The following is a 24,501-nucleotide window of genomic DNA, read 5'->3' on the forward strand; positions in this document are numbered from 1 at the left end:
CAGTCCTCCGCTATGAGCGTAATAGAAAAAGCAATACAGCCAATAGCGTAGTGGCGGCTAAAAAAGCAGTGTCCAACGGCTTCCAGACGAGCTGGCGAAATTTCGTCCGCCCTTCCCCGCCGCGGTAGCCGCGCGCCTCCATGGCTGTCGCCAGCTCGTCGGCCCGTTTAAACGAGCTGATAAACAGCGGCACAAGCAGCGAGACGATCGCTTTCACCCGTTCGGAAAAACGGCCGCCGGAAAAGTCGACGCCGCGCGCTGCCTGCGCCTTCATAATTTTTTCCGTCTCTTCCATGAGCGTCGGAATAAAGCGAAGCGAAATCGCCATCATTAAGGCGAGCTCATGGACGGGCACGCGCATTTTTTTGAGCGGCCCGAGCAGGCTTTCCACGCCATCGGTCACTTCAATCGGCGTCGTCGTCAGCGTCAGCATCGTCGTCATGAGCACAAGCAGCAAAAACCGCAACGAAATAAAGATCCCTTGCCGAATGCCGCCTTCATAAATGGAAAGAGCGCCGATCCGGTAAACAACGTCCCCTTCTTTCGTCATGAATACATGCAATAACATCGTAAACAAAACGACCCATAAAATCGGCTTTAAGCCGCGCATAATGAACGAAAACGGGATGCGCGACAGCGCCACAAAAGCGAACGTAAACAACGACAGCGCCGCATAGGTTGCCACATTGTTCGCCAAAAAAACGATGAGGACGTAGGCAAACACGATCAGCAGCTTCGCGCGTGGATCTAAACGGTGAACCAGCGAATGGCCGGGCACATATTGCCCGATAATCAAATGATTAGTCATGGACGCTCACCTTAGAAAACAATTGGCGGATGGCGTCAGCCGTCTGTTCGATCGTTAAGCATGGCGACGGAATGGTGACGCCAAACCGCTTTTCTAGCTCCTGCTTCAACTTGACCGTTTCCGGTACGCTTAAGCCGATGGCGGCAAGCCGCTCGGCGTCACGAAAAATCTCTTCCGGTGTTCCTTGGCCCCATACGGTTCCTTCGTGCATCACGACGATTTCATCCGCGTATTGGGCGGCATCTTCCATACTGTGGGTGACAAGCACGGTCGTGAGCTGTTTTTCACGGTGGAGACGATAAAACATCTCCATGATTTCTTTGCGGCCACGAGGATCAAGCCCAGCGGTCGGCTCATCAAGCACGATCACTTCCGGTTCAAGCGCCAGCACGCCGGCAATAGCGACGCGCCGCATTTGTCCGCCGCTTAAGTCAAACGGCGATTTAGCCAGCACGTCCTCGCTAAGCCCGACAAGCTTGATCAGTTCCTTTGCCTTTCGTTTCGCTTCGTCCTCGGGCACGCCGAAGTTGAGCGGACCAAAGCAAATATCTTTCTCAACCGTTTCTTCGAACAGTTGATGTTCTGGGAACTGAAACACAATCCCGACTTTTTTGCGCAACGGTTTGAGCTGCTTTGGCCGCCGGGTGCCGGTAATCGTCTCTTGGCCGATCTTCACCGTGCCGCTTGTCGGCTGCAGCAGGCCATTGAAGTGCTGAAGGAGCGTCGATTTCCCCGAGCCGGTATGGCCAACAATCGCGACATACATCCCGCCCGCAATGGCTACATTCACATCATACAGCGCCCGGCGGGCGAGCGGCGAACGGGCATTGTATACATGCTCTACTTTTTCGAATACAATGTCCATAGCTCTTCGACCAACTCCTCCGTCGTCAAGTGTCCTAAGCGAAGCGGAATGCCTCGCTCCCGCAAGCGGCTGCCCATTTTCACGGCAAACGGCAAATCAAGGCCGATGCGCTCGAGCTTGCCCCCAAGCCGAAAGATTTGCTCCGGCGTCCCTTCAGCCATGACCTCTCCTTTGTTCATCACGATGATGCGGTCGGCTTTCGCCGCTTCCTCCAAATCATGCGTGATCGACAATACTGTAATGCGCTGTTGCCGGTTCAAGCGGCGAACCGTCTCGAGCACCTCTTCCCGCCCGCGCGGGTCAAGCATCGATGTCGCTTCATCCAAAATGATCATATCAGGGCGGAGCGCCAAAATGCCGGCGATGGCGACACGCTGCTTTTGCCCGCCAGAAAGCCGGTGCGGCTCGTGCTCAAGAAACGACTCCATATGCACTTGGTGGACAGCTTCATGGATGCGCTCGACCATTTCATCGCGCGGGATGCCGTTGTTCTCGAGGGCAAAGGCGATATCGTCTTCGACGGTCGTCCCAACAAATTGGTTATCTGGATTTTGGAACACCATGCCGACACGGCGGCGTACATCCCAAACGGTCGTCTCATCAAGGGGGCGACCGAACAAGCGAATGGCGCCCCGCTCCGGCCGAAGCAGACCGATCAACAGCCGGGCGATGGTCGATTTGCCGGATCCGTTATGGCCGACAATCGCCAGCCACTCTCCGCGCTCGGCTTGGAAGCTCACGTTTTGCACCGCATACTCCGATTGATTCAGATAACGGAAATACACTCCTTCGATCGAAAGGATCGGTTCGGCCATAATGGTTTCTCCTTGCCTCGTCACATTCTCGACTATACTTTGCTAAATGATGGTAAACAAAAAAAGGGCATAGATCCAGTTCAAAAGAAACTGTCTCGCCCTTGTTGAAATGAAACCGTTACACGAGTTCGATAATGACCATCGGCGCCCCGTCACCACGGCGAGGACCAAGTTTCATAATGCGCGTATAGCCGCCTTGGCGATCTTGGTAGCGCGGCGCAATGTCGCTGAACAGCTTTTGCAGCGCATCTTGACCGGTTTCGCTGTTGGCGACTTCCTTGCGAATAAACGCCGCTGCTTGGCGGCGGGCATGCAAATCGCCGCGTTTGCCGAGCGTGATCATTTTTTCAATGACCGAGCGCAATTCTTTTGCCCGTGCCTCAGTCGTTTCGATGCGTTCGTTGATAATTAAGTCCGTTGCTAAATCGCGAAGCAATGCTTTTCGTTGAGAAGTCGTGCGTCCTAATTTTCTGTACGACATCGAATGTCCCTCCCTTGTAAAATAATATGTTCCTCATTGCCGTCATGATCGGTTGACGCCCAACGCGAAATCTATGGTAACGCGCGTTTCCGCCCCGCCGGCGGAAGCTGGTGCTTAATCGTCTTTACGCAAGCTAAGCCCCAGCTCGGCCAGCTTCGCCTTCACTTCTTCAAGCGATTTGCGGCCGAGATTGCGCACTTTCATCATATCTTCTTCCGTTTTTTGCGTCAGCTCCTGAACGGTGTTGATGCCGGCACGTTTCAAGCAGTTGTAGGAACGGACAGAAAGATCGAGTTCCTCGATCGTCATTTCGAGCACTTTTTCTTTTTGGTCGTCCTCTTTCTCTACCATGATCTCGGCATTTTGTGCTTCATCCGTCAGGCCGACAAAAATGTTCAAGTGCTCGGTTAAAATTTTCGCCCCAAGGGAAATGGCCTCTTTCGGCCCGATGCTTCCGTCGGTCCACACGTCAATCGTCAATTTGTCATAGTCTGTCACCTGACCGACCCGCGTGTTCTCGACTTGATAGGAAACTCGGGAGACCGGCGTATAAATGGAGTCGATCGGAATCACGCCGATTGGCTGGTCTTCGCGCTTGTTCGCCTCAGCCGGGACATACCCACGCCCCCGTCTGGCGGTCATGCGCATGCGCAGGCGACCGCCTTCCGCCAGCGTAGCAATATGAAGGTCCGGGTTTAAAATTTCTACATCGCTGTCGTGAGTAATATCGGCAGCCGTGACAACTCCTTCCCCCTGCACATCGATTTCCAACGTTTTCTCTTCGTCTGAGTAAATTTTCAACGCTAACTTTTTAACATTCAAAATGATGGCTGTCACATCTTCGACGACGCCCTCAATCGTTGAAAACTCGTGCAGTACACCGTCGATTTGCACCGATGTCACAGCCGCACCAGGGAGTGAAGACAATAGGATACGACGTAAGGAGTTCCCTAAGGTTGTACCATATCCACGCTCAAGCGGTTCGACTACGAATTTGCCGTATTTGGCATCTTCGCTCAGTTCGACCGTTTCAATTTTCGGCTTTTCAATTTCAATCATCGATTATTATACCCTCCTTCAAAACGTCGAGACCCCGACCAAACGGTACACGCCTAATAACATTCCCCCATGAATCTAGATCTACGCTTGCCGGCGGACGAAGCCGGCTCCCCTGCCATGGTCTTTATCATATCCCATTATTGACAATGGTTCAAATTCTATACAGGGGCGTTACACGCGGCGACGTTTTGGCGGACGGCATCCATTGTGCGGGATTGGAGTGACGTCTTTGATCGCCGTAATTTCCAATCCGGCTGCCTGCAACGCACGGATCGCTGCCTCGCGGCCAGCCCCCGGACCTTTCACGTTCACTTCGACCGTTTTCATGCCATGCTCCATCGACGCTTTCGCCGCTGCCTCTGCGGCCATTTGCGCCGCAAACGGCGTCGATTTACGCGAACCTTTGAATCCTAATGCGCCAGCGCTCGACCAAGCAATGGCGTTGCCATGAACGTCCGTAATCGTTACGATCGTGTTGTTGAAAGTCGAACGAATATGGGCAATGCCCGTATCAATGTTTTTTCTTACGCGGCGTTTGCGAGTGTTTGTTCTGCGTGCCATTCGTCAAATGACCTCCTTTGCTTGATTATTTCTTCTTGTTCGCTACCGTACGGCGCGGGCCTTTGCGCGTGCGGGCATTGTTTTTCGTGTTTTGACCGCGAACCGGCAATCCGCGGCGATGACGCAGGCCGCGATAGCAGCCGATTTCCATTAACCGCTTAATGTTTAACGATACTTCACGGCGCAGATCGCCTTCCACTTTCAAGCGGCCAACGATTTCACGAATGCGGCCAAGCTCCTCTTCCGTCAAATCGCGAACGCGTGTATCCTCCGATACGCCTGCCTCTTTTAAGATTTTTTGCGCAGTCGGTTTGCCGATCCCATAAATGTATGTTAACGAAATGACTACTCGTTTATCGCGCGGAATGTCGACACCTGCAATACGTGCCATATTGTACACCTCCTTGGAAATTACCCTTGACGTTGTTTATGTTTCGGATTTTCACAAATGACCATTACTTTGCCGCGTCTGCGAATGACTTTGCATTTTTCGCAAATCGGTTTGACAGATGGTCTCACTTTCATGTTGTTTACCTCCCTATTAAACGGAGTGCATTCTTTATTTATATCGATACGTAATCCGTCCACGCGTTAAATCATAAGGCGACAACTCGACCGTCACTTTATCGCCAGGCAAAATGCGGATGAAGTGCATGCGGATTTTGCCGGACACATGGGCCAACACCGTGTGCCCATTTTCTAATTCTACACGAAACATCGCATTTGGCAATGTTTCAATGACGGTGCCTTCCACTTCAATTACATCGTCTTTCGCCATCGAGCGGCTCTCCCTCCTTCGAATGAGTAACATTGTGTTACGCAAAACCGAACGGACATCAGGCGGGCGATATCTACATCAGCTCCTCATAGCGGTTGCCACGGCACTCGGAGCTTTTAAGAAACGGTTAAAATTTCATAGCCATGCTCCGTAATAACAATCGTATGTTCGAAATGGGCACACCGTTTTCCGTCCACCGTGACGACAGTCCAATCGTCAGCCAATGTTTTCACGTAACGGCTGCCCGCATTGACCATCGGTTCGATGCATAAGGTCATCCCCGGCCGCAAAATCGGTCCTTTGTTCGGTGGACCGTAATGAGGGATTTGCGGGTCTTCATGTAAGTGTTGACCAATTCCGTGCCCGACATACTCGCGGACGACGGAAAAATGGCGCGCTTCGACATACGTTTGAATCGCATGGGAAATGTTCGTCAAACGGGCGCCTGGCTTCGCCTCGGCGAGCCCGACATACAACGATTGTTCCGTCACGTCAAGCAGCTGCTTTGTCTCGGCGTCGATCTCTCCAACTGGATACGTCCAGGCTGAGTCAGCATGATAACCTTCATACTGAGCCCCCACATCAACCGTAATAATGTCGCCCTCACGCAACATGCGATCGCCGGGAATTCCGTGCACGAGTTCCTCATTCACCGAGGCGCAAATGCTCCCCGGAAACCCTTGATATCCTTTAAACGACGGAATGGCGCCATGGGAACGAATCACTTCCTCCGCAATGGCGTCCAGTTCCTTTGTCGTTACCCCGGGGCGAATATGCTTTCTCAGCTCTTCTAAGGTAAGGGAAACGATTTTTCCCGCCTCGCGCATCAGGGCAATTTCATGCGCGGTCTTATAAATGATCATCGAGCGAGTCCCCCGAGCAATTCGCGAATGTCGGCAAATACTTTTTCCATTTCTTGTTCGCCGTTAATGTGGCGCAAATAGCCTTTTTGCTCGTAGAAATCGAGCAATGGCTTCATTTGTTTCGTATTGACTTCAAGCCGATTGGCCACCGTCGCTTCATTATCGTCAGCGCGCTGGTACAGCTCGCCTCCGCACTTGTCGCATACGCCAGGCTGAGCCGGCGGGTGAAAGACAAGATGGTACGTCGCTCCGCAGTTGCGGCAAATTCGTCTGCCTGTGAGGCGCTCCATTAACACGTCTTGGCGAACATCGATATGGATGACATAGTCAAGCGTGCGGCCGATTTCAGCCAGCATCGTTTCCAGCGCCTCCGCTTGGGCGACCGTGCGCGGAAACCCGTCAAGCAAAAAGCCGTTTTGGCAATCGTCTTTGCTCAACCGTTCACGGACGATGCCGATCGTCACCTCATCAGGAACAAGGTCGCCGCGATCTATATATTGTTTCGCCTGCAGCCCTAACGGTGTCCCTTCTTTGATCGCCGCCCGAAACATATCCCCGGTTGAAATGTGCGGAATTCCATACGTTTCTACAATCTTCTCGGCTTGCGTGCCTTTGCCGGCACCTGGCAGCCCCATCAGCACTAAATTCATCCTAACTCCCCCTACCGGCAAGAACTGGCCACTCTTGCCTTCTTTATTTGATGAATCCTCGGTAATGGCGTTTTACCAGCTGACTCTCAAGCTGTTTCATCGTCTCAAGAGCCACGCCGACAACGATGAGCAAGCTCGTACCGCCGATTTGTGCGGAAGGCGGCAAGTTCGCAAAGTTCACAAAGAACACGGGCAGCACGGCAATGGCCGCTAAAAAGAGCGAACCGACCAGCGTCAATCGGTATAAAATTTTCGTGACATACTCTTGCGTATTTTTTCCAGGGCGGATGCCTGGGATATAGCCGCCTTGCTTCTTCAAGTTATCGGCCATCTGTTCCGGGTTGACTTGAACAAACGCGTAAAAGTACGTGAACGCGATAATAAGCACGACATAGATCGTCATGCCAATCGGATGAGTATAGTCAAACGTTCGGCGAATCCACAATGTTACGTCATTCGTGCCAAAAAACGATGCAATCGTCGGTGGTGCAATTAAAAACGATACGGCGAAAATGACCGGAATGACCCCGGCTGGATTCACTTTGAGCGGCAAGTGGGTTGAATGACCGCCGACCGGGTTTCGGCCTTCAAGCCGTTTGGCATATTGAATCGGTATTTTCCGGAACGCCTGCTGAATGTAAATAACGCCAACAATCACAGCGACCACTGCTAGCGCTACGAGCAGCAGCCGGACGATGCGCAAAAACAAGTCTTCTCCGACATTTTCAAATTGTTGGGCGTAAATCTGGTTCAAGATCGTCGGAATGCCGGAAACGATCCCCGCAAAAATAATGATCGAAATCCCGTTCCCGACACCTTTGGCGGTGATCTGTTCGCCAAGCCACATTAAAAAGGCTGTGCCAGCGGTCAAGACAACCGCGATCAACAAATACGTGCCAATGCCCGGATTTTGAATGAGCATCCCGCCGGCCAAATTGTTGAAGCCGTAGGACATGCCGAGCGCCTGGATAAATCCAAGCACAATCGTAAAATAGCGGGTAAACTGAGCTAATTTACGCCGGCCCATCTCGCCTTGCTTCGACCATTCCGTGAATTTCGGAACGACGTCCATTTGCAGCAGCTGGACGATAATGGATGCCGTAATGTAGGGCATAACCCCCATGGCAAAAATCGAAAAGTTTTGCAGCGCCCCGCCGCCAAAAATGTTCAGGACGCCGAACGCATTTAGTTCATCTTGCAGTTTTAATACATCGGTGTTCACGCTCGGAACAGGGATGAATGTTCCGATGCGGAACACGATGAGCATAAGAAGAGTGAAAATGATTTTGTTTCGAATATCACTGACGCGCATAAAGTTGGAGATTGTCCGAAACATTAAATCACCTCAGTTTTACCGCCAGCCGCCTCAATGGCCTCTTTCGCCGATGCCGAGAACTTATGCGCTTTGACCGTTAACTTTTTCTCGATTTGGCCTTTGCCTAAAATTTTCACGCCCGACTTCAGCTTGCTGATCACACCTGTTTCAAGCAGCAATTCCGGTGTAACTTCCGTGCCGTCTTCAAAAATGTTCAGTTTATCTAAGTTGACTACCGCGTATTCTTTTCGGTTGATGTTCGTGAACCCGCGTTTCGGCAGGCGGCGGAACAAAGGCGTTTGGCCCCCTTCAAAACCAAGGCGAACCCCTCCGCCGGAGCGGGCTTTTTGACCTTTATGACCGCGGCCAGACGTTTTGCCGTTGCCCGAACCGATCCCGCGGCCGACACGGACAGCTTTCTTCCGGGAACCCGGCGCTGGTTGCAATTCATGAAGTTTCATGGCGAAGCACCTCCTTATGATCCCATTTATTCTTCGATTTCTTTTACTTTCACAAGGTGAGCGACTTTATTAATCATCCCACGGATGGCAGGGTTGTCATTATGAACGACCGTTTGATGCATTTTCCGCAAGCCGAGTGTTTTCACGGTAATGCGTTGGTCTTCCGGACGGCCAATCACGCTGCGCGTGAGGGTAATCGCCAATTTTTTTGCCATGATCGTTCCCTCCTTATCCTAACAGTTCCTCGACTGTTTTGCCGCGCAATTTTGCTACGTCTTCGGCGCGTTTTAATTGCTTTAATCCGTCGAACGTTGCGCGCACCATGTTGATTGGCGTGTTCGAACCGATCGATTTCGACAAAATGTCGCTGATGCCTGCCAGCTCCAATACCGCGCGAGCCGGACCACCGGCGATAACCCCGGTACCTTCGGAAGCCGGTTTTAAAATGATTTCCCCAGCACCAAAATGGCCGATGACTTCATGCGGAATCGTCGTGCCAACGATCGGCACTTCCATTAAGTTTTTCTTCGCATCTTCAATCGCCTTGCGGATCGCTTCCGGAACTTCTTGCGCTTTCCCTGTGCCAAATCCGACATGGCCGTTCTTATCGCCGACGACGACTAAAGCCGAAAAGCGCAGGCGACGTCCGCCTTTCACGACTTTTGCTACACGGTTTACCGCGACTACACGCTCTTCCAATTCAAGTTTGTTTGGATCGATACGACGCATCGTTGTCCCTCCCTCTAGAAATGTTGATCTATCAAGGCTTTTCGGCCTCTCAGGGGTGTCCAAAAAATATTTTTCGACAAAATCCCTTACATCCTTTTTCAGTTTTGTGGATATCTTACAGACCTAGGGTGCGCTTCGCGGCCACGGCTGGTTATATTTTCCTGCCGCGGGGGGAAGCATATTCGATGCACCCTTTGGATCTCCGCGTCGCTGATGAGGACGAACCCTCCCATGTCTCCGGGCGTCTTCGCGCCAACATTCCCTCGTTCGGTCTCGTCATCAGGCGGAGGCCGGCCAAGCTCCTTTAGGGACTCAAGGTCGAATGGATGAAATCACGCCAGCTTCTCCGGTGTCATCTCGTTGTCCAACGATTCTTCCGTTCGCAGGGGGGAGGCCTTAGGCCGCCCGTTGCACCTGGGACAAGACGTCCTGTTTCATTCGCTCCGCGTCAAACGCTTGTTTCTTCGTACAAATCGCAAACAGCACATTCAACAGCTTCCGGCACAAGGCGACGATGGACTGCTTTCCGGTCAGCGGATTGACGGATCGGGTCGTATAATACTCATGCAGCTCGCGAAACGCCTCGTTATGCCGAATCAGCGGAATCATCGCCCGAAACAGCACCGAGCGCAACCGTTTCCGTCCCCGTTTGGAGATGTGCTTTTGCCCTTTGCGCTGGCCGGAGGAGTTCTCCTTGAGCGTCAGGCCCGCCAACTTCACCAATTGGCGCGGGTCCCGATAATGGGCGAAGCTGCCGATCTCCGCCAGCAGATCGATGATCGTGGCGTCTCCCAACCCGTCGACCGTTTTCAACCATTGGTACTCCATCGTCGTTTGAACCAATGCCTTCAACTCGGCGTCCAGTGCAGCGATCTCCGCCTCCAATTGGCGGTATCGGCGGACGAGCGCGGCGATCTCAAACCGGGCCATCGCTGTCCCTTCCGTCACCCCAATCGAGTCCTTCGCGGTGTTGATCAACGCCTGAATTTTGGCCTTCTGCGGGCATTTCATCCCTTCGCTTTGCCGGTACACCTCAAGAAGCTCCTCCACCGTCCGGCCGGCCATATCAGCCGGAAGCGGCGTCCACTCCAACACCGAAAGCGCCGTTTTCCCCAAGTCACGAAACACGGTCCAAAACTCTGGAAAATACCGATCCGTCCAGCGGACGATCGCGTTTTTCACCGCCGTCTGTTCCTTGCGGAGCTTCTCTTTGAGCGTGCTCCCCACGCGCAAATCGGCTTCAATCTCGTGCAGCAGCCGGGGAACGAGGAATCGTCCGTCTTTTGCCAGTCTGGCAATGACCAGGGCGTCTTTGGCGTCGTGTTTCGTCGGCAGGTTGTCATCAAGTTCTTTCGACCGGCACACATGCGCCGGGTTGACCATGACCAACGGGATCCCGTGCTCCTCGAGGAAGTAGGCCAGGTTCAACCAGTAGTGCCCGGTCGGCTCCACGGCGACGATCACCTCTGACTTCCCGAACGCTTGCATCGCCCCCTGAATCGCTTTATACAGCTGTTGAAACCCCTCTTTCGACTGGAAGATCGGGAACGATTTGCGAAGCACGCGCCCCCGGTCATCCACGAAGCAGGCGTAGTGGGTTCGTTTCGCGATATCAATACCCACGACAAGCGTTTGTTCGGTTACTTGATCAATTTTATAGTTTTGTGTACAATTCATCTGAAGTCCTCCTTGGTATGGTGAGTGATGTGGTTGACACCCCTGTATCATACCAAGAGGGCTTTTTTTGATCAAGTCCCCGGAAAAGCTCCTAACGGGAATGCTCCTTTAATTAGAATTCCAAGCCGGCTTCGCGGGCGGCATCCGCTAATGCTTTAACCCGTCCATGATACAAATACCCGCCGCGGTCGAACACGACTTGTTTAATGCCTTTTTCTAACGCCCGTTTGGCGACAAGCTCGCCGACTTTTTTCGCCGCATCAATGTTGTTTGTCGAATCTAAACCGAACTCTTTATCCAATGTTGAGGCGCTGACAATCGTTGCCGATTTCGTATCGTCGATAATTTGGGCGTAAATATGTTTGTTCGAACGGAACACGCTCAACCGCGGACGTTCAGTCGTGCCGACGATTTTTTTGCGGATGCGCGCGTGTCTTTTTTTACGGACCGCGTTTCGGTCAACTTTCGTGATCATCGAATGTCACTCCTTTCGCTTCGCTATGCCGCGTTATTTACCAGTTTTGCCTTCTTTTAAGCGCACAAGTTCGCCTTCGTAGCGAATGCCTTTGCCTTTATACGGCTCCGGCGGACGCACGGCGCGAATGTTGGCTGCCAGTTCACCGACGCGCTGCTTGTCTGCCCCTTTGACGATGATTTTCGTCGCTGCAGGCACTTCAATTTCAAGCCCCTCTTCCGGTTCAATTTCGACCGGGTGGGAGTAACCGACGCTTAATACAAGTTTTTTCCCTTGTTTCGATGCACGGTATCCGACACCGACAAGCTCAAGTGCTTTTTCATAGCCTTTCGAAACGCCTTCGACCATGTTAGCGAGCAAGCTGCGCGTCGTGCCATGGAGCGCGCGGTGATGTTTTTCATCGCTTGGGCGCGTAACGGTGATCACATTGTCTTCAACGTTGATCGTAATATCCGGGTGGAACGTGCGGGTTAATTTCCCTTTCGGCCCTTTGACCGTAACGGTATTGCCGTTCACAGTAACGGTGACACCGGCAGGAATTTCAATTGGTTTTTTGCCGACACGTGACATGTCAAACACACCTCCATTCTTGAGCGAATAAATTACCAAACGTAGGCGATTACTTCGCCGCCCGTGCCTTTTTGACGAGCTTCTTTATCCGTTAAAATGCCTTGCGACGTCGAAAGAATGGCGATCCCTAAGCCGTTTAAGACGCGCGGCACTTCGTGGGCTTTGACGTACACGCGCAGCCCCGGTTTGCTGATGCGTTTCAGCCCGGTAATGACGCGTTCGTTGTTCGGACCGTATTTCAAGAAAATGCGGAGAATCCCTTGTTTGTTGTCTTCGATATATTCCACATCACGAATAAACCCTTCGCGCTTTAAAATCTCGGCGATTTCCCGCTTGATTTTCGAAGCCGGGACTTCGAGTTTTTCGTGACGCACCATGTTCGCATTGCGGATGCGAGTCAGCATATCAGCAATTGGATCTGTCATCACCATTTTGTTTTACCTCCTTCCCAATCAATGGGTTGATTACCAGCTGGCTTTTTTAATGCCTGGAAGTTGACCTTTATATGCGAGTTCACGGAAACAAATACGGCAAAGTTTAAATTTGCGGTAAACCGAATGCGGGCGGCCGCAGCGCTCGCAGCGGGTGTACGCTCTTACTTTAAACTTCGGCGTCCGTTTTTGTTTCGCGATCATCGATTTTTTAGCCACGATTTCGCCTCCCTTGCGTTATGGGATCATTATTTTTGGAATGGCATGCCGAGCAACGTTAACAGTTCACGCGCTTCTTCATCCGTGTTGGCCGTCGTGACGATCACGATATCCATGCCACGCACTTTGTTGACTTTATCGTAGTCGATCTCTGGGAAAATGAGCTGTTCTTTAATGCCAAGCGTATAGTTGCCGCGCCCGTCAAACGCCTTTTTCGATACGCCGCGGAAGTCGCGCACGCGCGGAAGCGAGACCGAGATCAATTTATCGAGAAATTCATACATCCGTTCGCCGCGCAAGGTGACTTTCGCGCCGATCGGCATTCCTTGACGGAGGCGGAAGCCGGCGATCGATTTTTTCGCGCGCGTCACAACCGGGCGTTGGCCAGCGATCAATGTCAACTCTTCTACGGCGCTGTCTAATGCTTTCGGGTTTTGCACCGCATCGCCGACACCCATGTTAATGACGATCTTTTCGATTTTCGGAACTTGCATGATCGATTTATAGTTGAACTTGCTCATGAGAGCAGGCACGACTTCTTTTAGATATTTCTCTTTCAGGCGGTTCATAAAGGTACCTCCTTTCTTGCATCACGGTTATTTATCTAAAATCTCTCCGGATTTTTTCGCATAGCGCACTTTTTTGCCGTCGACAATTTTGTAGCCGATGCGCGTCGGTGCGCCTGTTTTCGGATCTAACGGCATCACTTTGGAAACGTGGATCGGCGCTTCTTTTTCAATAATGCCGCCTTGCGGATTTGCTTGCGACGGTTTCGCGTGCTTTTTCACGATGTTGACACCTTCAACGATGACGCGGTTTTTCTTCGGAAATGCCGCTAGGATGACGCCTTGTTTGCCTTTGTCTTTGCCGGAGATTACTTGCACTTTATCACCTTTTTTTACATGCATCGCATTCGCACCTCCTTGAAACGTGATTCCGTTCCATTAAATAACTTCCGGAGCTAAAGAAATGATTTTCATGAAGTCTTTATCGCGCAATTCGCGGGCAACCGGCCCAAAAATACGCGTGCCGCGCGGGCTTTTGTCATCACGGATAATGACGCAGGCGTTTTCGTCAAAACGGATGTACGAACCATCTGGACGGCGTACCCCACGCTTCGTGCGGACGACAACCGCTTTAACGACTTGACCTTTTTTAACAACGCCACCTGGCGTCGCATCTTTAACCGTAGCTACAACGACATCACCGATGTTCGCGTAGCGGCGGCCCGAACCTCCGAGCACTTTAATGACAAGCACTTCGCGTGCGCCAGAGTTATCAGCTACTTTTAAGCGAGATTCTTGTTGAATCATCGACGAAACCTCCTTTCGGAATTATCTCCCCGAACTAAGTGAAGAACGATTACAGAACAACTGCCTTTTCGACGACTTCGACTAAGCGGAAGCGTTTCGTTGCCGACAGCGGGCGAGTTTCCATAATTTTTACGATGTCGCCGACTTTCGCAACGTTGTGTTCATCGTGTGCTTTATATTTTTTCGAGTATTTCACGCGTTTGCCGTATAACGGATGTTTTTTGTACGTTTCAACTAAAACGGTAATCGTTTTGTCCATTTTGTCCGATACGACCCGTCCGACGTACACTTTGCGTTGATTGCGTTCGCTCATTCCGCAAACCTCCTCTCAAACATTATTTATTGGCAGCGAGCTCGCGTTCGCGAATGATCGTTTTCATACGGGCGATGTCTTTGCGCACTTGGCGGATGCGCGCCGTGTTTTCCAGTTGGCCTGTCGCCAGCTGGAAGCGAAGGTTGAATAATTCTTCCTTCAACGATTGAATTTTTTGCTCGATTTCGGCAGTGGTCAAATCACGGATTTCTTTCGCTTTCATTACGCTTCACCACCAGTTTCTTCACGTTTTACAAATTTGCATTTGATCGGAAGCTTGTGAGAAGCCAAACGCAATGCTTCACGTGCCACTTCCTCGGAAACACCGCCCACTTCAAACATGACTTTGCCCGGTTTGACAACAGCAACCCATCCTTCCGGCGCCCCTTTACCGGAACCCATCCGCACTTCAAGCGGCTTAGCTGTATACGGTTTGGATGGGAAAATGCGAATCCATACTTTCCCGCCCCGTCTCATGTAACGAGTCATCGCCCGGCGGGCTGCTTCGATTTGTCGGTTTGTAATCCAAGCCGATTCCAATGCTTGCAAGCCGAATTCACCGAAATGAACTTCCGTACCGCCTTTCGCGCGGCCTTTCATCCGTCCGCGATGTTCGCGGCGATATTTGACGCGTTTTGGCATTAACATGATTATTTTCCTCCTTCCTCAGCCTTTTTCTTTGTCGGAAGGACTTCCCCACGATAAATCCATACTTTGACGCCGATTTTTCCGTACGTGGTATCCGCTTCTGCCGTCGCATAGTCGATGTCAGCGCGCAGCGTATGGAGTGGAACCGTCCCTTCGCTGTAATGTTCCGAACGAGCGATATCGGCACCGCCTAAACGGCCGGAAACCATCGTTTTAATCCCTTTCGCCCCAGCGCGCATCGCCCGTTGAATGGCTTGTTTTTGCGCACGGCGGAACGAAACGCGGTTTTCCAACTGGCGAGCGATATTTTCAGCAACGAGTTTCGCGTCCAGATCCGGCTTTTTAATTTCGACGATGTTAATATGGACACGTTTGCCCGTCAATTGCGCGAGTGCTTTGCGGAGCGCTTCAACTTCTGAACCGCCTTTCCCGATGACCATGCCCGGTTTGGCTGTATGGATCGTTACGTTGACGCGGTTCGCTGCACGTTCAATCTCCACGCGGGAGACGGCCGCGTCTTGCAGGCGTTTGTTAATGTATTCGCGGACTTTTAAGTCCTCGTGCAACAGATCTCCATAGTCTTTTTCCGCATACCATCTCGATTCCCAGTCACGAATGATGCCGATGCGCAGACCGATCGGGTTGACCTTTTGACCCACGGATTATCCCTCCTTCTTTTCTGAAACGACGATTGTAATGTGGCTTGTGCGTTTATTAATGGCGCTTGCCCGTCCCATCGCGCGCGGACGGAAACGTTTCAGCGTCGGGCCTTCATCTACGTACGCTTGAGAAACAACTAAGTTGTTGATGTCCATGTCATAGTTATGTTCAGCGTTGGCAACAGCCGATTTCAACACTTTCTCGATGATCGGGGAAGCGGCTTTCGGCGTGTGACGCAAAATGGCGAACGCTTCACCGACTTCTTTCCCGCGGATCAAATCAATGACTAACCGCGCTTTACGAGGGGCGATGCGAACGGTTCTCGCAACAGCTTTAGCTTGCATATTCAGAACCTCCTCTCATTACCGTTTTGTTTTCTTGTCATCGCCGGCATGGCCGCGGAACGTGCGCGTCGGCGCAAATTCACCAAGTTTATGCCCGACCATGTCCTCTGTAATGTAGACCGGTACATGTTTGCGGCCGTCATATACGGCGATCGTATGGCCGACAAACTGCGGGAAGATCGTCGAACGGCGAGACCATGTTTTGATCACTTGTTTTTGCCCAGTTTCATTGAGCTTTTCAATTTTTTTCATCAAATGTTCATCGCAAAATGGACCTTTTTTCAAGCTGCGACCCATAAGTGAACCTCCCTTCTTAATTGCACTCGTTCATTACTTCTTGCGGCGACGGACGATGAATTTATCCGATTTGTTTTTCTTTTTGCGCGTTTTGTATCCGAGCGTCGGTTTGCCCCATGGCGTCATCGGCGATTTGCGTCCGATCGGTGCTTTCCCTTCACCACCGCCGTGCGGGTGATCAACCGGGTTCATAACCGAACCGCGAACTGTCGGGCGGATGCCTAACCAGCGAGCGCGCCCTGCTTTCCCGATGTTGACAAGTTCGTGTTGCTCGTTGCCTACTTCACCGACTGTGGCACGGCATTTGCCTAAAATCATGCGCACTTCGCCAGAAGCTAAACGAATGATAACGTATTTACCCTCTTTCCCGAGCACTTGCGCCGATGTGCCGGCTGCACGCACCAATTGACCGCCACGGCCTGGTTTCAGCTCGATGTTGTGGACGAGCGTACCGACCGGAATGTTCTCAAGCGGCAGCGCATTGCCAACTTTAATGTCTGCGTCCGGGCCGGACATGATTTCCATGCCGACTTTTAAGTTTTTCGGCGCGAGAATGTAGCGTTTCTCGCCGTCAGCATAGTTGATGAGTGCAATATTCGCCGAACGGTTCGGATCGTATTCGATCGTAGCAACGCGTCCAGGAATTCCGTCTTTGTCACGTTTAAAATCGATAATCCGGTATTGGCGCTTATGGCCACCGCCTTGATGGCGAACCGTGATTTTCCCTTGGTTGTTGCGGCCCGCTTTTTTCTTCAACGGGGCAAGCAGCGATTTTTCCGGCTGATCTGTCGTAATTTCCGAGAAATCAAGCACCGTCATGCCGCGACGGCCGTTCGATGTCGGTTTATACTTTTTAATCGCCATCGGTATGTCCCTCCTTCGTCATGAATATTACACTTCGAACAGTTCGATTTCTTTGCTGTCCGGCGTCAGCGTTACGATCGCTTTGCGGCGGCGGTTCGTGTAGCCGCTGTAACGGCCGACGCGTTTAAATTTCCCTTTATAGTTCATAATGTTGACTTTCTCAACTTTGACGCCAAAGATTTTCTCAACAGCGTCTTTCACTTCCGTTTTGTTCGCTTTGACGTCCACTTCAAACGTATATTTCCGTTGCCCGACCAAGTTCATCGTATTTTCCGTGATGATGGGGCGCTTAATAATGTCGCGAGGGTCTTTCATTATGCAAGCACCTCCTCTACTTTCTCCACGGCCGCCTTCGTAATGACGAGCTTGTCGTGGTTTAACACGTCAAGCACGTTGATGCCGTTGGCAGAAACGACTTTGACGCCCGGGATGTTGCGCGCCGACAAATAAACGTTTTCGTTCAGCTCGTCGGTCACAATGAGCGCCTTCCGGTCAACCGCGAGGTTAGTTAAAATTTTTACCATTTCTTTCGTTTTCGGTGCTTCAAGCGACAGTTGGTCCAATACAACAATGTCGTTTTCCAGCACTTTCGAAGACAGTGCCGATTTAATGGCTAAACGGCGAACTTTTTTCGGCAGTTTGTAGCTGTAGTCGCGCGGAACCGGACCAAAGACCGTACCGCCGCCGCGCCATTGCGGAGCGCGAATCGAACCTTGACGGGCGCGTCCAGTCCCTTTTTGACGCCATGGTTTGCGGCCGCCGCCGCTCACTTCAGCGCGATTTTTCGTTTTGTGTGTTCCTTGGCGCATCGAGGCGCGTTGCATAATGACTGCTTCGAACAATACGTGTTTATTCGGTTCAATCCCAAAAACGGCATCGTTTAATTCGATTTCTCCGATCGTCTGACCGTTTTGGTTATATAATGCTACTTTTGGCATTACGTAGTTCCTCCTTTCTTGGCCAAGTGTTATTTCGCCTTCGCTTTAACGGCGCTTTTCACGATGACTAACCCTTTTCTCGGGCCTGGTACGTTGCCTTTAATGAGCAGCAAGTTGCGTTCCGGGTCAACTTTGACAATTTTCAAGTTTTGGATCGTGACCCGCTCACCGCCTGTGCGGCCTGGCAGGTTTTTCGTTTTAAATACGCGGTTCGGCGCGATCGCCCCCATCGAACCTGGACGACGATGGTAACGGGAACCGTGAGCCATTGGTCCGCGCGATTGGCCGTGACGTTTAATAACGCCTTGGAAGCCTTTCCCTTTGGAAATGCCCGTGACATCGACGATGTCGCCTTCACTGAAAATGTCAACTTTTACTTCTTGGCCAACTTCATATTCATCCACGTTGGCGCCGCGGATTTCACGAATGAAGCGCTTAGGTGCCGTATTTGCTTTGGCAGCATGGCCGATTTGCGGTTTGTTGGCGCGTTTTACGCTTACATCTTCAAAACCTAATTGAATCGCTTCGTAACCGTCGTTTTCGATCGTTTTCTTTTGCAGCACGACGTTCGGCGTCGCTTCGATGACGGTTACCGGAATCAAATCGCCGTTTTCCGCAAATACTTGCGTCATACCGATTTTTCTTCCTAAGATTCCTTTCGTCATTTGTCACACCTCCTAGTCGACTAGATTACAGTTTAATTTCAATATCAACGCCCGACGGCAAATCTAACCGCATTAACGAATCCACCGTTTGCGGAGTCGGATTAATGATGTCGATCAAACGTTTATGTGTCCGCATTTCAAATTGTTCACGGGAGTCTTTGTACTTGTGAACGGCACGCAAAATCGTATAGACCGTTCTTTCCGTCGGCAGCGGGATCGGACCCGACACCTTTGCTCCAGAACGTTTTGCGGTTTCGACGATTTTCTCCGCCGATTGGTCTAAAATCCGATGATCATAAGCTTTTAAACGAATGCGAATTTTTTCTTTTGCCATTTGGTTTTCCCTCCTTCTTCGCCTATTTTGAAAATAGACTTCTCCGCGGAAATTTCCCGCACATGGCCGTGGCAAAGCGGCCGGGTGTGTCAGCAACCTTCCGCTTCATCGCAGTCAAAGACCAACATTTGATATTATACTCGTATGTAAGCGAGATTGCAAGTCATTTCTTCGCTTTTCCCGCACTTCTTCATTATACATAGCGGCCGCGTCGTTTTCAACACGATGCGTAGGCGGTGGGATTTGGAAAAGACGCCGCCAAAAGAAAAAAGAGCGCCCTCGCCATGCCGCCGCTGTTCAAGATCATTTCCGATATAGACGATATAGAACGAGGTTGAATGATACAACCGCCGCCGCAGATTAAATCATCCCTTCTTAGACTTAGGCGAAGAGAAAAATTTTATAGCCAAAGTGAACAGTCAAAAGAAAAAGGATGTCCAGTTGCTGGACATCCTTTTTCATTCAATTACTCAATGATTTCCGATACGGAACCAGCACCAACCGTGCGGCCGCCTTCACGGATCGAGAATTTTGTTCCTTCCTCGATCGCGATCGGAGCGATCAGTTCAACCGTCATTTCAACGTTGTCGCCAGGCATAACCATTTCTACGCCTTCCGGAAGCGTGATGATGCCCGTTACGTCCGTTGTACGGAAGTAGAATTGCGGACGGTAGTTCGAGAAGAACGGAGTATGGCGTCCGCCTTCTTCTTTCGTCAGAACGTAAACTTGCGCTTTAAATTTCGTGTGCGGCGTGATCGAGCCCGGTTTCGCCAATACTTGGCCGCGCTCAACTTCGTCACGCGATACACCGCGGAGAAGCGCACCGATGTTGTCGCCAGCTTCCGCTTGGTCAAGCAGCTTACGGAACATTTCTACACCCGTAACCGTCGTCGTTTTCGGCTCGTCCGAAAGACCGATGATTTCAACCGGGTCGCCGACTTTTAACGTACCGCGCTCAACACGGCCCGTCGCAACCGTACCGCGGCCTGTGATCGAGAAAACGTCCTCAACCGGCATCATGAATGGTTTGTCTACTTCACGTTGCGGAGTCGGGATGTACTCGTCAACCGCGTTCATCAGTTCAATGATTTTTTCTTCCCATTGCGGGTCGCCTTCGAGTGCTTTTAATGCCGAACCTTTGATGACCGGCACTTCGTCGCCCGGGAAGTCGTATTCAGAGAGAAGATCGCGAACTTCCATTTCAACGAGTTCAAGCAATTCTTCATCGTCCACCATGTCGCATTTGTTCAAGAAAACAACGATGTACGGTACACCGACTTGGCGGGAGAGAAGAATGTGTTCGCGCGTTTGCGGCATCGGACCGTCAGCAGCCGATACAACAAGGATCGCGCCGTCCATTTGCGCTGCGCCCGTGATCATGTTTTTGACGTAGTCAGCGTGGCCTGGGCAGTCAACGTGCGCATAGTGACGAGCGTCCGTTTCATACTCAACGTGCGCTGTCGAAATCGTGATTCCGCGTTCACGCTCTTCCGGAGCTGCGTCGATTTGGTCGTACGCTCTTGCTTCCGCTTTCCCTTGTTTCGCAAGAACTGTTGTGATCGCAGCTGTCAACGTCGTTTTCCCATGGTCAACGTGGCCGATCGTGCCAATGTTGACGTGCGGTTTCGTACGCTCAAATTTCGCTTTAGCCATGAGAAAGATCCTCCTTAAATAAAATATGGATTGATATAGTTAAGTAAGTATAGGATGCTTGGGAACAAAATGTTCCCAAGTCTTACATAAGTATTTATAGCGAAACTAGCAAGAGAAATCAATTATTCGCCTTTATTTTTTTTGATAATTTCATCGGCGATGTTTTTCGGAACTTCTTCGTAATGGTCAAACACCATCGAGAACGTTCCGCGCCCTTGTGTGTTCGAACGGAGCGATGTCGCATAACCGAACATTTCGGCCAGCGGAACCATAGCACGAACAACTTGGGCGTTCCCGCGCGCCTCCATCCCTTCGACGCGGCCGCGGCGGGATGTGATGTCACCCATAATGTCACCGAGGTATTCCTCAGGGATGACGACTTCCACTTTCATAATCGGCTCAAGCAGAACCGGGTCACACTTCGTTGCAGCGTTTTTCAGCGCCAACGAAGCGGCAATTTTGAACGCCATCTCACTCGAGTCGACATCGTGGTACGATCCGTCGAACAGTTTCGCCTTAACGTCGACAACCGGATAGCCGGCTAAGACGCCGTTTTGCATCGCTTCTTCCAATCCAGCTTGAACGGCCGGCACGTACTCTTTCGGAACGACCCCGCCGACGATGGCATTTTCAAATTCAAAGCCTTTGCCGCGCTCGTTCGGCGAGAATTCGATCCAAACGTGACCGTATTGACCGCGACCGCCGGACTGGCGAATGAACTTGCCTTCAACTTGCGCCGACTTGCGGAACGTTTCACGGTAAGCAACTTGCGGCGCACCGACGTTCGCTTCGACTTTGAATTCGCGGCGCATCCGATCGACGATAATGTCGAGGTGCAGCTCGCCCATCCCGGAAATGATCGTTTGTCCTGTTTCCGGATCGGTATGCGCACGGAACGTCGGGTCTTCCTCTTGCAGTTTTTGCAGCGCTTGACCCATCTTGTCTTGATCGGCTTTCGATTTCGGTTCGATCGCCACCGAAATAACCGGCTCTGGGAATTGCATCGACTCAAGGATGACGAGATTTTTCTCATCACAAAGAGTATCGCCGGTCGTTGTTTCTTTTAAACCTACGGCCGCCGCAATGTCGCCGGCATAGACTGTTGAGATTTCTTGACGGTGGTTCGCGTGCATTTGCAGCAAGCGGCCGATCCGTTCACGTTTGCGTTTCGTCGAGTTCATGACGTACGAACCGGAATCGAGCGTTCCAGAGTAGACGCGGAAGAACGTCAATTTCCCGACGTACGGGTCAGTCATGATTTTGAACGCCAGCGCCGCAAACGGAGCGTCGTCACGCGCTTCGCGAGTCACTTCTTCTTCCGTATCCGGAATGATGCCGCGAATCGCCGGAATGTCTACCGGAGACGGCAAGTAGTCGACAACCCCGTCAAGAAGCAGCTGAACACCTTTGTTTTTAAAGGCCGAACCGCAGAAAACCGGGTAGAATTCAACGCTGATCGTCGCTTTACGGATCGCGGCTTTCAGCTCTTCTTTCGTAATTTCTTCCCCTTCTAAATATTTCATCATCAGCTCTTCATCGAGTTCCGCAACGGCCTCAATGAGTTTGCCGTGATATTCTTCCGCCAAGTCGCGGTAGTCTTCCGGAATTTCGATGCGCTCAATGTTTTTGCCGAGCTCATCGTGGTAATGATACGCGCACATTTCGACAAGGTCGATAATGCCGGTGAATTGATCTTCAGCGCCGATCGGCAGCTGCACCGGATGAGCGTTCGCTTGCAGACGGTCATGGAGCGTTTTTACCGCATACAAGAAGTCCGCGCCGATTTTGTCCATTTTGTTGACGAATACGATCCGCGGAACACCGTATGTGGTCGCTTGACGCCAGACCGTTTCCGTTTGCGGTTCTACGCCGGATTGGGCATCAAGAACTGTAATGGCTCCGTCCAACACGCGCAACGAACGTTCAACCTCAACCGTGAAGTCGACGTGCCCCGGCGTGTCGATGATGTTGATGCGATGGCCTTTCCATTGCGCCGTTGTCGCCGCCGACGTAATCGTAATCCCGCGTTCTTGCTCTTGCTCCATCCAGTCCATCGTGGCTGCGCCTTCGTGCACTTCCCCGATTTTATGAACGCGGCCTGTGTAGAACAAGATCCGTTCCGTCGTCGTCGTTTTCCCGGCGTCAATGTGCGCCATGATCCCTATGTTGCGAGTGTTTTCTAAGGAGAACTCTCTTGCCATAGTGGTTATTTTCTCCTTCCTTACAAAATAAAATATAAGCAGATGGCGTCGCCATCTATGGCGCAATCTCTTTTTTAGAGAAGTTATACAGCACGCAGCCGGAAGGGCCACAATATATAGGAAGATAGGTGAACAGGCAGCATCAGTCGTGCCTTCTCACCTATTCCCTTAAGGCAGCGCTCCTTACCAGCGGTAATGGGCAAACGCTTTGTTCGCTTCAGCCATTTTATGCGTATCTTCGCGTTTTTTCACCGATGCGCCTGTGTTGTTGGCGGCGTCCATGATCTCGTTCGCCAAGCGTTCTTCCATCGTTTTTTCACCGCGAAGGCGGGAATATTGCACGAGCCAGCGCAATCCGAGGGAAACGCGGCGGTCCGGACGGACTTCGACCGGAACTTGGTAGTTCGCCCCACCGACGCGGCGAGCGCGCACTTCCAATACCGGCATAACGTTTTTCAACGCTTGCTCGAATACTTCCATTGGATCTTTACCCGTGCGTTCACGGATAATATCAAAAGCAGTGTAAAGAATTTTTTGTGCTTTCGATTTTTTTCCGTCAACCATAATTTTATTGATCAAACGGGTGACAAGCTTCGAGTTGTAAATCGGATCTGGCAATACGTCACGTTTAGCAACAGGGCCTCTACGTGGCATAGTTTTTCCTCCCTTCAGGAAAACATTCTCTTCGCTTCATTATTTTTTCGCTGCTTTTGGCTTTTTCGCGCCGTATTTCGAACGGCCTTGCATCCGGTTTGCTACGCCGGCTGTATCCAATGCACCGCGGACGATATGGTAGCGCACCCCTGGCAAGTCTTTCACACGTCCGCCGCGGATGAGCACGACGCTGTGTTCTTGCAAGTTGTGGCCGATCCCCGGGATGTAAGCCGTCACTTCAATCCCGTTCGTCAGGCGGACACGAGCGTATTTCCGGAGAGCCGAGTTCGGTTTTTTCGGCGTCATCGTGCCGACACGCGTGCATACGCCGCGCTTTTGCGGAGACGACACGTTCGTTTGTTCTTTTTTGAAGCTGTTGTACCCTTTGTTCAACGCAGGGGACTTCGACTTAAATACTTTTTTCTCGCGTCCTTTGCGGACTAATTGGTTAATTGTAGGCATGAAAAAATCCTCCTTTCACATGCATCGTTTAAGCCCACATATCCAGGTGGTTCATCGTTTATGCAAACAAAGGTTTTAAAGGCAAAGCAATCAACGAAGGATCGCCACCGCAGCTGCGCCGACTTGGATTTTGCATGCCTTGCCGAGTTTTTTCATCGAATCGACTTTTGTGACTGGCACGTTCGCCTCATTGGCTGCCGCCGTCACTTTTTCGATGATCGGCGAGTCGGCATCTACCGCTACGATCACTTCCGTTGCCTTCCCTTCCTTTAAAGCCCTTATCGTTTGTTTGGTTCCAATGACGATTTTCCCAGCCTGTAATACTTTTTCATAAGACATGTAACATATCCTCCAAAGTACCAGGTTGTTGGAACACCTTTATTAGACTACCATTTTC

Annotated in this window: 39 protein-coding genes; all 39 read right to left on the reverse strand. The window is 51.4% G+C overall.

Going from position 1 to position 24,501, the window contains the following annotated elements; genetic code table 11:
- Window positions 1-10: 10 nt before the first annotated feature.
- Window positions 11-808 (reverse strand): energy-coupling factor transporter transmembrane component T family protein, encoded by a 798-nt coding sequence (locus GS3922_RS14940; protein ID WP_063166974.1) that lies wholly within the window; start codon window positions 806-808, stop codon window positions 11-13.
- Window positions 801-1,673: an energy-coupling factor ABC transporter ATP-binding protein gene (locus GS3922_RS14945; RefSeq protein WP_063166975.1), complete on the reverse strand. Its 873-nt coding sequence runs from the start codon at window positions 1,671-1,673 to the stop codon at window positions 801-803. Before GS3922_RS14945 ends, GS3922_RS14940 begins: the two co-directional genes overlap by 8 nt.
- Window positions 1,649-2,488 (reverse strand): energy-coupling factor ABC transporter ATP-binding protein, encoded by an 840-nt coding sequence (locus GS3922_RS14950; RefSeq protein WP_063166976.1) that lies wholly within the window; start codon window positions 2,486-2,488, stop codon window positions 1,649-1,651. The genes GS3922_RS14945 and GS3922_RS14950 overlap by 25 nt, the downstream gene beginning before the upstream one ends.
- A gap of 118 nt (window positions 2,489-2,606) precedes the next feature.
- Window positions 2,607-2,969 (reverse strand): 50S ribosomal protein L17, encoded by a 363-nt coding sequence (rplQ, locus tag GS3922_RS14955; protein WP_033008689.1) that lies wholly within the window; start codon window positions 2,967-2,969, stop codon window positions 2,607-2,609.
- Between the two features lie 114 nt (window positions 2,970-3,083).
- Window positions 3,084-4,028: a DNA-directed RNA polymerase subunit alpha gene (locus GS3922_RS14960; protein ID WP_008881918.1), complete on the reverse strand. Its 945-nt coding sequence runs from the start codon at window positions 4,026-4,028 to the stop codon at window positions 3,084-3,086.
- Between the two features lie 171 nt (window positions 4,029-4,199).
- Window positions 4,200-4,589, reverse strand: coding sequence for a 30S ribosomal protein S11 (gene rpsK / locus GS3922_RS14965; protein WP_008881919.1), 390 nt, complete (start codon window positions 4,587-4,589; stop codon window positions 4,200-4,202).
- A gap of 25 nt (window positions 4,590-4,614) precedes the next feature.
- Complete coding sequence (gene rpsM, locus GS3922_RS14970; RefSeq protein ID WP_008881920.1) at window positions 4,615-4,980, reverse strand: 30S ribosomal protein S13; 366 nt, start codon at window positions 4,978-4,980, stop codon at window positions 4,615-4,617.
- A 20-nt stretch (window positions 4,981-5,000) separates the two neighbouring features.
- Window positions 5,001-5,114: a 50S ribosomal protein L36 gene (gene rpmJ / locus GS3922_RS14975; protein WP_003247619.1), complete on the reverse strand. Its 114-nt coding sequence runs from the start codon at window positions 5,112-5,114 to the stop codon at window positions 5,001-5,003.
- A gap of 34 nt (window positions 5,115-5,148) precedes the next feature.
- Window positions 5,149-5,367 carry a translation initiation factor IF-1 gene (infA, locus tag GS3922_RS14980; protein WP_008881922.1) on the reverse strand — a complete coding sequence of 73 codons (219 nt, stop codon included), beginning with the start codon at window positions 5,365-5,367 and terminating at the stop codon, window positions 5,149-5,151.
- Window positions 5,368-5,483: 116 nt separating this feature from the next.
- Window positions 5,484-6,230: a type I methionyl aminopeptidase gene (map, locus tag GS3922_RS14985; protein WP_063166977.1), complete on the reverse strand. Its 747-nt coding sequence runs from the start codon at window positions 6,228-6,230 to the stop codon at window positions 5,484-5,486.
- Entirely contained in the window at window positions 6,227-6,880 is a 654-nt protein-coding gene (locus tag GS3922_RS14990; protein ID WP_063166978.1) for an adenylate kinase, read from the reverse strand. Before GS3922_RS14990 ends, map begins: the two co-directional genes overlap by 4 nt.
- Window positions 6,881-6,923: 43 nt before the next feature.
- Window positions 6,924-8,216: a preprotein translocase subunit SecY gene (secY, locus tag GS3922_RS14995; RefSeq protein WP_063166979.1), complete on the reverse strand. Its 1,293-nt coding sequence runs from the start codon at window positions 8,214-8,216 to the stop codon at window positions 6,924-6,926.
- The gene (gene rplO, locus GS3922_RS15000; RefSeq protein ID WP_063166980.1) at window positions 8,216-8,656 is read right to left on the reverse strand and encodes a 50S ribosomal protein L15; all 441 of its coding nucleotides are present in this window, start codon (window positions 8,654-8,656) and stop codon (window positions 8,216-8,218) included. Before rplO ends, secY begins: the two co-directional genes overlap by 1 nt.
- Window positions 8,657-8,682: 26 nt before the next feature.
- Window positions 8,683-8,871, reverse strand: a complete 189-nt coding sequence (rpmD, locus tag GS3922_RS15005; protein ID WP_063166981.1) for a 50S ribosomal protein L30 — start codon at window positions 8,869-8,871, stop codon at window positions 8,683-8,685.
- Between the two features lie 13 nt (window positions 8,872-8,884).
- A complete protein-coding gene (gene rpsE / locus GS3922_RS15010; protein WP_063166982.1) occupies window positions 8,885-9,385 on the reverse strand; it encodes a 30S ribosomal protein S5 in 501 nt (166 codons plus the stop codon).
- A gap of 396 nt (window positions 9,386-9,781) precedes the next feature.
- Window positions 9,782-11,062, reverse strand: a complete 1,281-nt coding sequence (locus GS3922_RS15015) for an IS110 family RNA-guided transposase (protein ID WP_012749092.1) — start codon at window positions 11,060-11,062, stop codon at window positions 9,782-9,784.
- Window positions 11,063-11,174: 112 nt separating this feature from the next.
- Window positions 11,175-11,537, reverse strand: coding sequence for a 50S ribosomal protein L18 (gene rplR / locus GS3922_RS15020; RefSeq protein ID WP_063166983.1), 363 nt, complete (start codon window positions 11,535-11,537; stop codon window positions 11,175-11,177).
- A 33-nt stretch (window positions 11,538-11,570) separates the two neighbouring features.
- On the reverse strand, window positions 11,571-12,107 hold the full coding sequence (gene rplF, locus GS3922_RS15025) for a 50S ribosomal protein L6 (protein ID WP_063166984.1): 537 nt from the start codon (window positions 12,105-12,107) through the stop codon (window positions 11,571-11,573).
- 32 nt (window positions 12,108-12,139) lie between these two features.
- Window positions 12,140-12,538 (reverse strand): 30S ribosomal protein S8, encoded by a 399-nt coding sequence (gene rpsH, locus GS3922_RS15030; RefSeq protein WP_008881931.1) that lies wholly within the window; start codon window positions 12,536-12,538, stop codon window positions 12,140-12,142.
- A gap of 33 nt (window positions 12,539-12,571) precedes the next feature.
- Window positions 12,572-12,757, reverse strand: coding sequence for a type Z 30S ribosomal protein S14 (locus GS3922_RS15035; protein WP_003247599.1), 186 nt, complete (start codon window positions 12,755-12,757; stop codon window positions 12,572-12,574).
- Window positions 12,758-12,786: 29 nt separating this feature from the next.
- Window positions 12,787-13,326, reverse strand: coding sequence for a 50S ribosomal protein L5 (rplE, locus tag GS3922_RS15040; RefSeq protein ID WP_063166985.1), 540 nt, complete (start codon window positions 13,324-13,326; stop codon window positions 12,787-12,789).
- A 27-nt stretch (window positions 13,327-13,353) separates the two neighbouring features.
- Window positions 13,354-13,665: a 50S ribosomal protein L24 gene (rplX, locus tag GS3922_RS15045; protein ID WP_063166986.1), complete on the reverse strand. Its 312-nt coding sequence runs from the start codon at window positions 13,663-13,665 to the stop codon at window positions 13,354-13,356.
- A 36-nt stretch (window positions 13,666-13,701) separates the two neighbouring features.
- A complete protein-coding gene (rplN, locus tag GS3922_RS15050) occupies window positions 13,702-14,070 on the reverse strand; it encodes a 50S ribosomal protein L14 (RefSeq protein WP_011229630.1) in 369 nt (122 codons plus the stop codon).
- Between the two features lie 49 nt (window positions 14,071-14,119).
- The gene (gene rpsQ / locus GS3922_RS15055) at window positions 14,120-14,383 is read right to left on the reverse strand and encodes a 30S ribosomal protein S17 (RefSeq protein WP_063166987.1); all 264 of its coding nucleotides are present in this window, start codon (window positions 14,381-14,383) and stop codon (window positions 14,120-14,122) included.
- Between the two features lie 22 nt (window positions 14,384-14,405).
- Complete coding sequence (gene rpmC, locus GS3922_RS15060; protein WP_063166988.1) at window positions 14,406-14,606, reverse strand: 50S ribosomal protein L29; 201 nt, start codon at window positions 14,604-14,606, stop codon at window positions 14,406-14,408.
- On the reverse strand, window positions 14,606-15,031 hold the full coding sequence (gene rplP, locus GS3922_RS15065; protein ID WP_011229627.1) for a 50S ribosomal protein L16: 426 nt from the start codon (window positions 15,029-15,031) through the stop codon (window positions 14,606-14,608). Before rplP ends, rpmC begins: the two co-directional genes overlap by 1 nt.
- Before the next feature lie 2 nt (window positions 15,032-15,033).
- On the reverse strand, window positions 15,034-15,690 hold the full coding sequence (gene rpsC, locus GS3922_RS15070) for a 30S ribosomal protein S3 (RefSeq protein WP_063166989.1): 657 nt from the start codon (window positions 15,688-15,690) through the stop codon (window positions 15,034-15,036).
- A 3-nt stretch (window positions 15,691-15,693) separates the two neighbouring features.
- Complete coding sequence (gene rplV, locus GS3922_RS15075) at window positions 15,694-16,035, reverse strand: 50S ribosomal protein L22 (RefSeq protein ID WP_063166990.1); 342 nt, start codon at window positions 16,033-16,035, stop codon at window positions 15,694-15,696.
- Window positions 16,036-16,053: 18 nt separating this feature from the next.
- Window positions 16,054-16,332 carry a 30S ribosomal protein S19 gene (gene rpsS / locus GS3922_RS15080; RefSeq protein ID WP_003247570.1) on the reverse strand — a complete coding sequence of 93 codons (279 nt, stop codon included), beginning with the start codon at window positions 16,330-16,332 and terminating at the stop codon, window positions 16,054-16,056.
- 33 nt (window positions 16,333-16,365) lie between these two features.
- Window positions 16,366-17,196, reverse strand: a complete 831-nt coding sequence (gene rplB, locus GS3922_RS15085) for a 50S ribosomal protein L2 (protein ID WP_063166991.1) — start codon at window positions 17,194-17,196, stop codon at window positions 16,366-16,368.
- Between the two features lie 27 nt (window positions 17,197-17,223).
- Window positions 17,224-17,511, reverse strand: coding sequence for a 50S ribosomal protein L23 (gene rplW, locus GS3922_RS15090; protein WP_008881942.1), 288 nt, complete (start codon window positions 17,509-17,511; stop codon window positions 17,224-17,226).
- Window positions 17,511-18,134 carry a 50S ribosomal protein L4 gene (gene rplD / locus GS3922_RS15095; RefSeq protein ID WP_063166992.1) on the reverse strand — a complete coding sequence of 208 codons (624 nt, stop codon included), beginning with the start codon at window positions 18,132-18,134 and terminating at the stop codon, window positions 17,511-17,513. Before rplD ends, rplW begins: the two co-directional genes overlap by 1 nt.
- A 29-nt stretch (window positions 18,135-18,163) precedes the next feature.
- Window positions 18,164-18,799 (reverse strand): 50S ribosomal protein L3, encoded by a 636-nt coding sequence (gene rplC, locus GS3922_RS15100; protein ID WP_063166993.1) that lies wholly within the window; start codon window positions 18,797-18,799, stop codon window positions 18,164-18,166.
- 25 nt (window positions 18,800-18,824) lie between these two features.
- The gene (rpsJ, locus tag GS3922_RS15105; RefSeq protein WP_008881945.1) at window positions 18,825-19,133 is read right to left on the reverse strand and encodes a 30S ribosomal protein S10; all 309 of its coding nucleotides are present in this window, start codon (window positions 19,131-19,133) and stop codon (window positions 18,825-18,827) included.
- Between the two features lie 466 nt (window positions 19,134-19,599).
- Window positions 19,600-20,787, reverse strand: a complete 1,188-nt coding sequence (tuf, locus tag GS3922_RS15110) for an elongation factor Tu (RefSeq protein ID WP_063166994.1) — start codon at window positions 20,785-20,787, stop codon at window positions 19,600-19,602.
- A gap of 122 nt (window positions 20,788-20,909) precedes the next feature.
- A complete protein-coding gene (fusA, locus tag GS3922_RS15115) occupies window positions 20,910-22,988 on the reverse strand; it encodes an elongation factor G (RefSeq protein WP_063166995.1) in 2,079 nt (692 codons plus the stop codon).
- Window positions 22,989-23,171: 183 nt separating this feature from the next.
- Window positions 23,172-23,642 (reverse strand): 30S ribosomal protein S7, encoded by a 471-nt coding sequence (gene rpsG / locus GS3922_RS15120; protein WP_063166996.1) that lies wholly within the window; start codon window positions 23,640-23,642, stop codon window positions 23,172-23,174.
- 39 nt (window positions 23,643-23,681) lie between these two features.
- Window positions 23,682-24,104, reverse strand: coding sequence for a 30S ribosomal protein S12 (gene rpsL / locus GS3922_RS15125; RefSeq protein WP_020958355.1), 423 nt, complete (start codon window positions 24,102-24,104; stop codon window positions 23,682-23,684).
- Window positions 24,105-24,194: 90 nt separating this feature from the next.
- Complete coding sequence (locus GS3922_RS15130; RefSeq protein WP_063166997.1) at window positions 24,195-24,443, reverse strand: 50S ribosomal protein L7ae-like protein; 249 nt, start codon at window positions 24,441-24,443, stop codon at window positions 24,195-24,197.
- Window positions 24,444-24,501 lie beyond the last annotated feature (58 nt).

Origin of the sequence: Geobacillus subterraneus (assembly GCF_001618685.1) — a bacterium.
Taxonomy (GTDB): Bacteria; Bacillota; Bacilli; order Bacillales; family Anoxybacillaceae; genus Geobacillus; species Geobacillus subterraneus.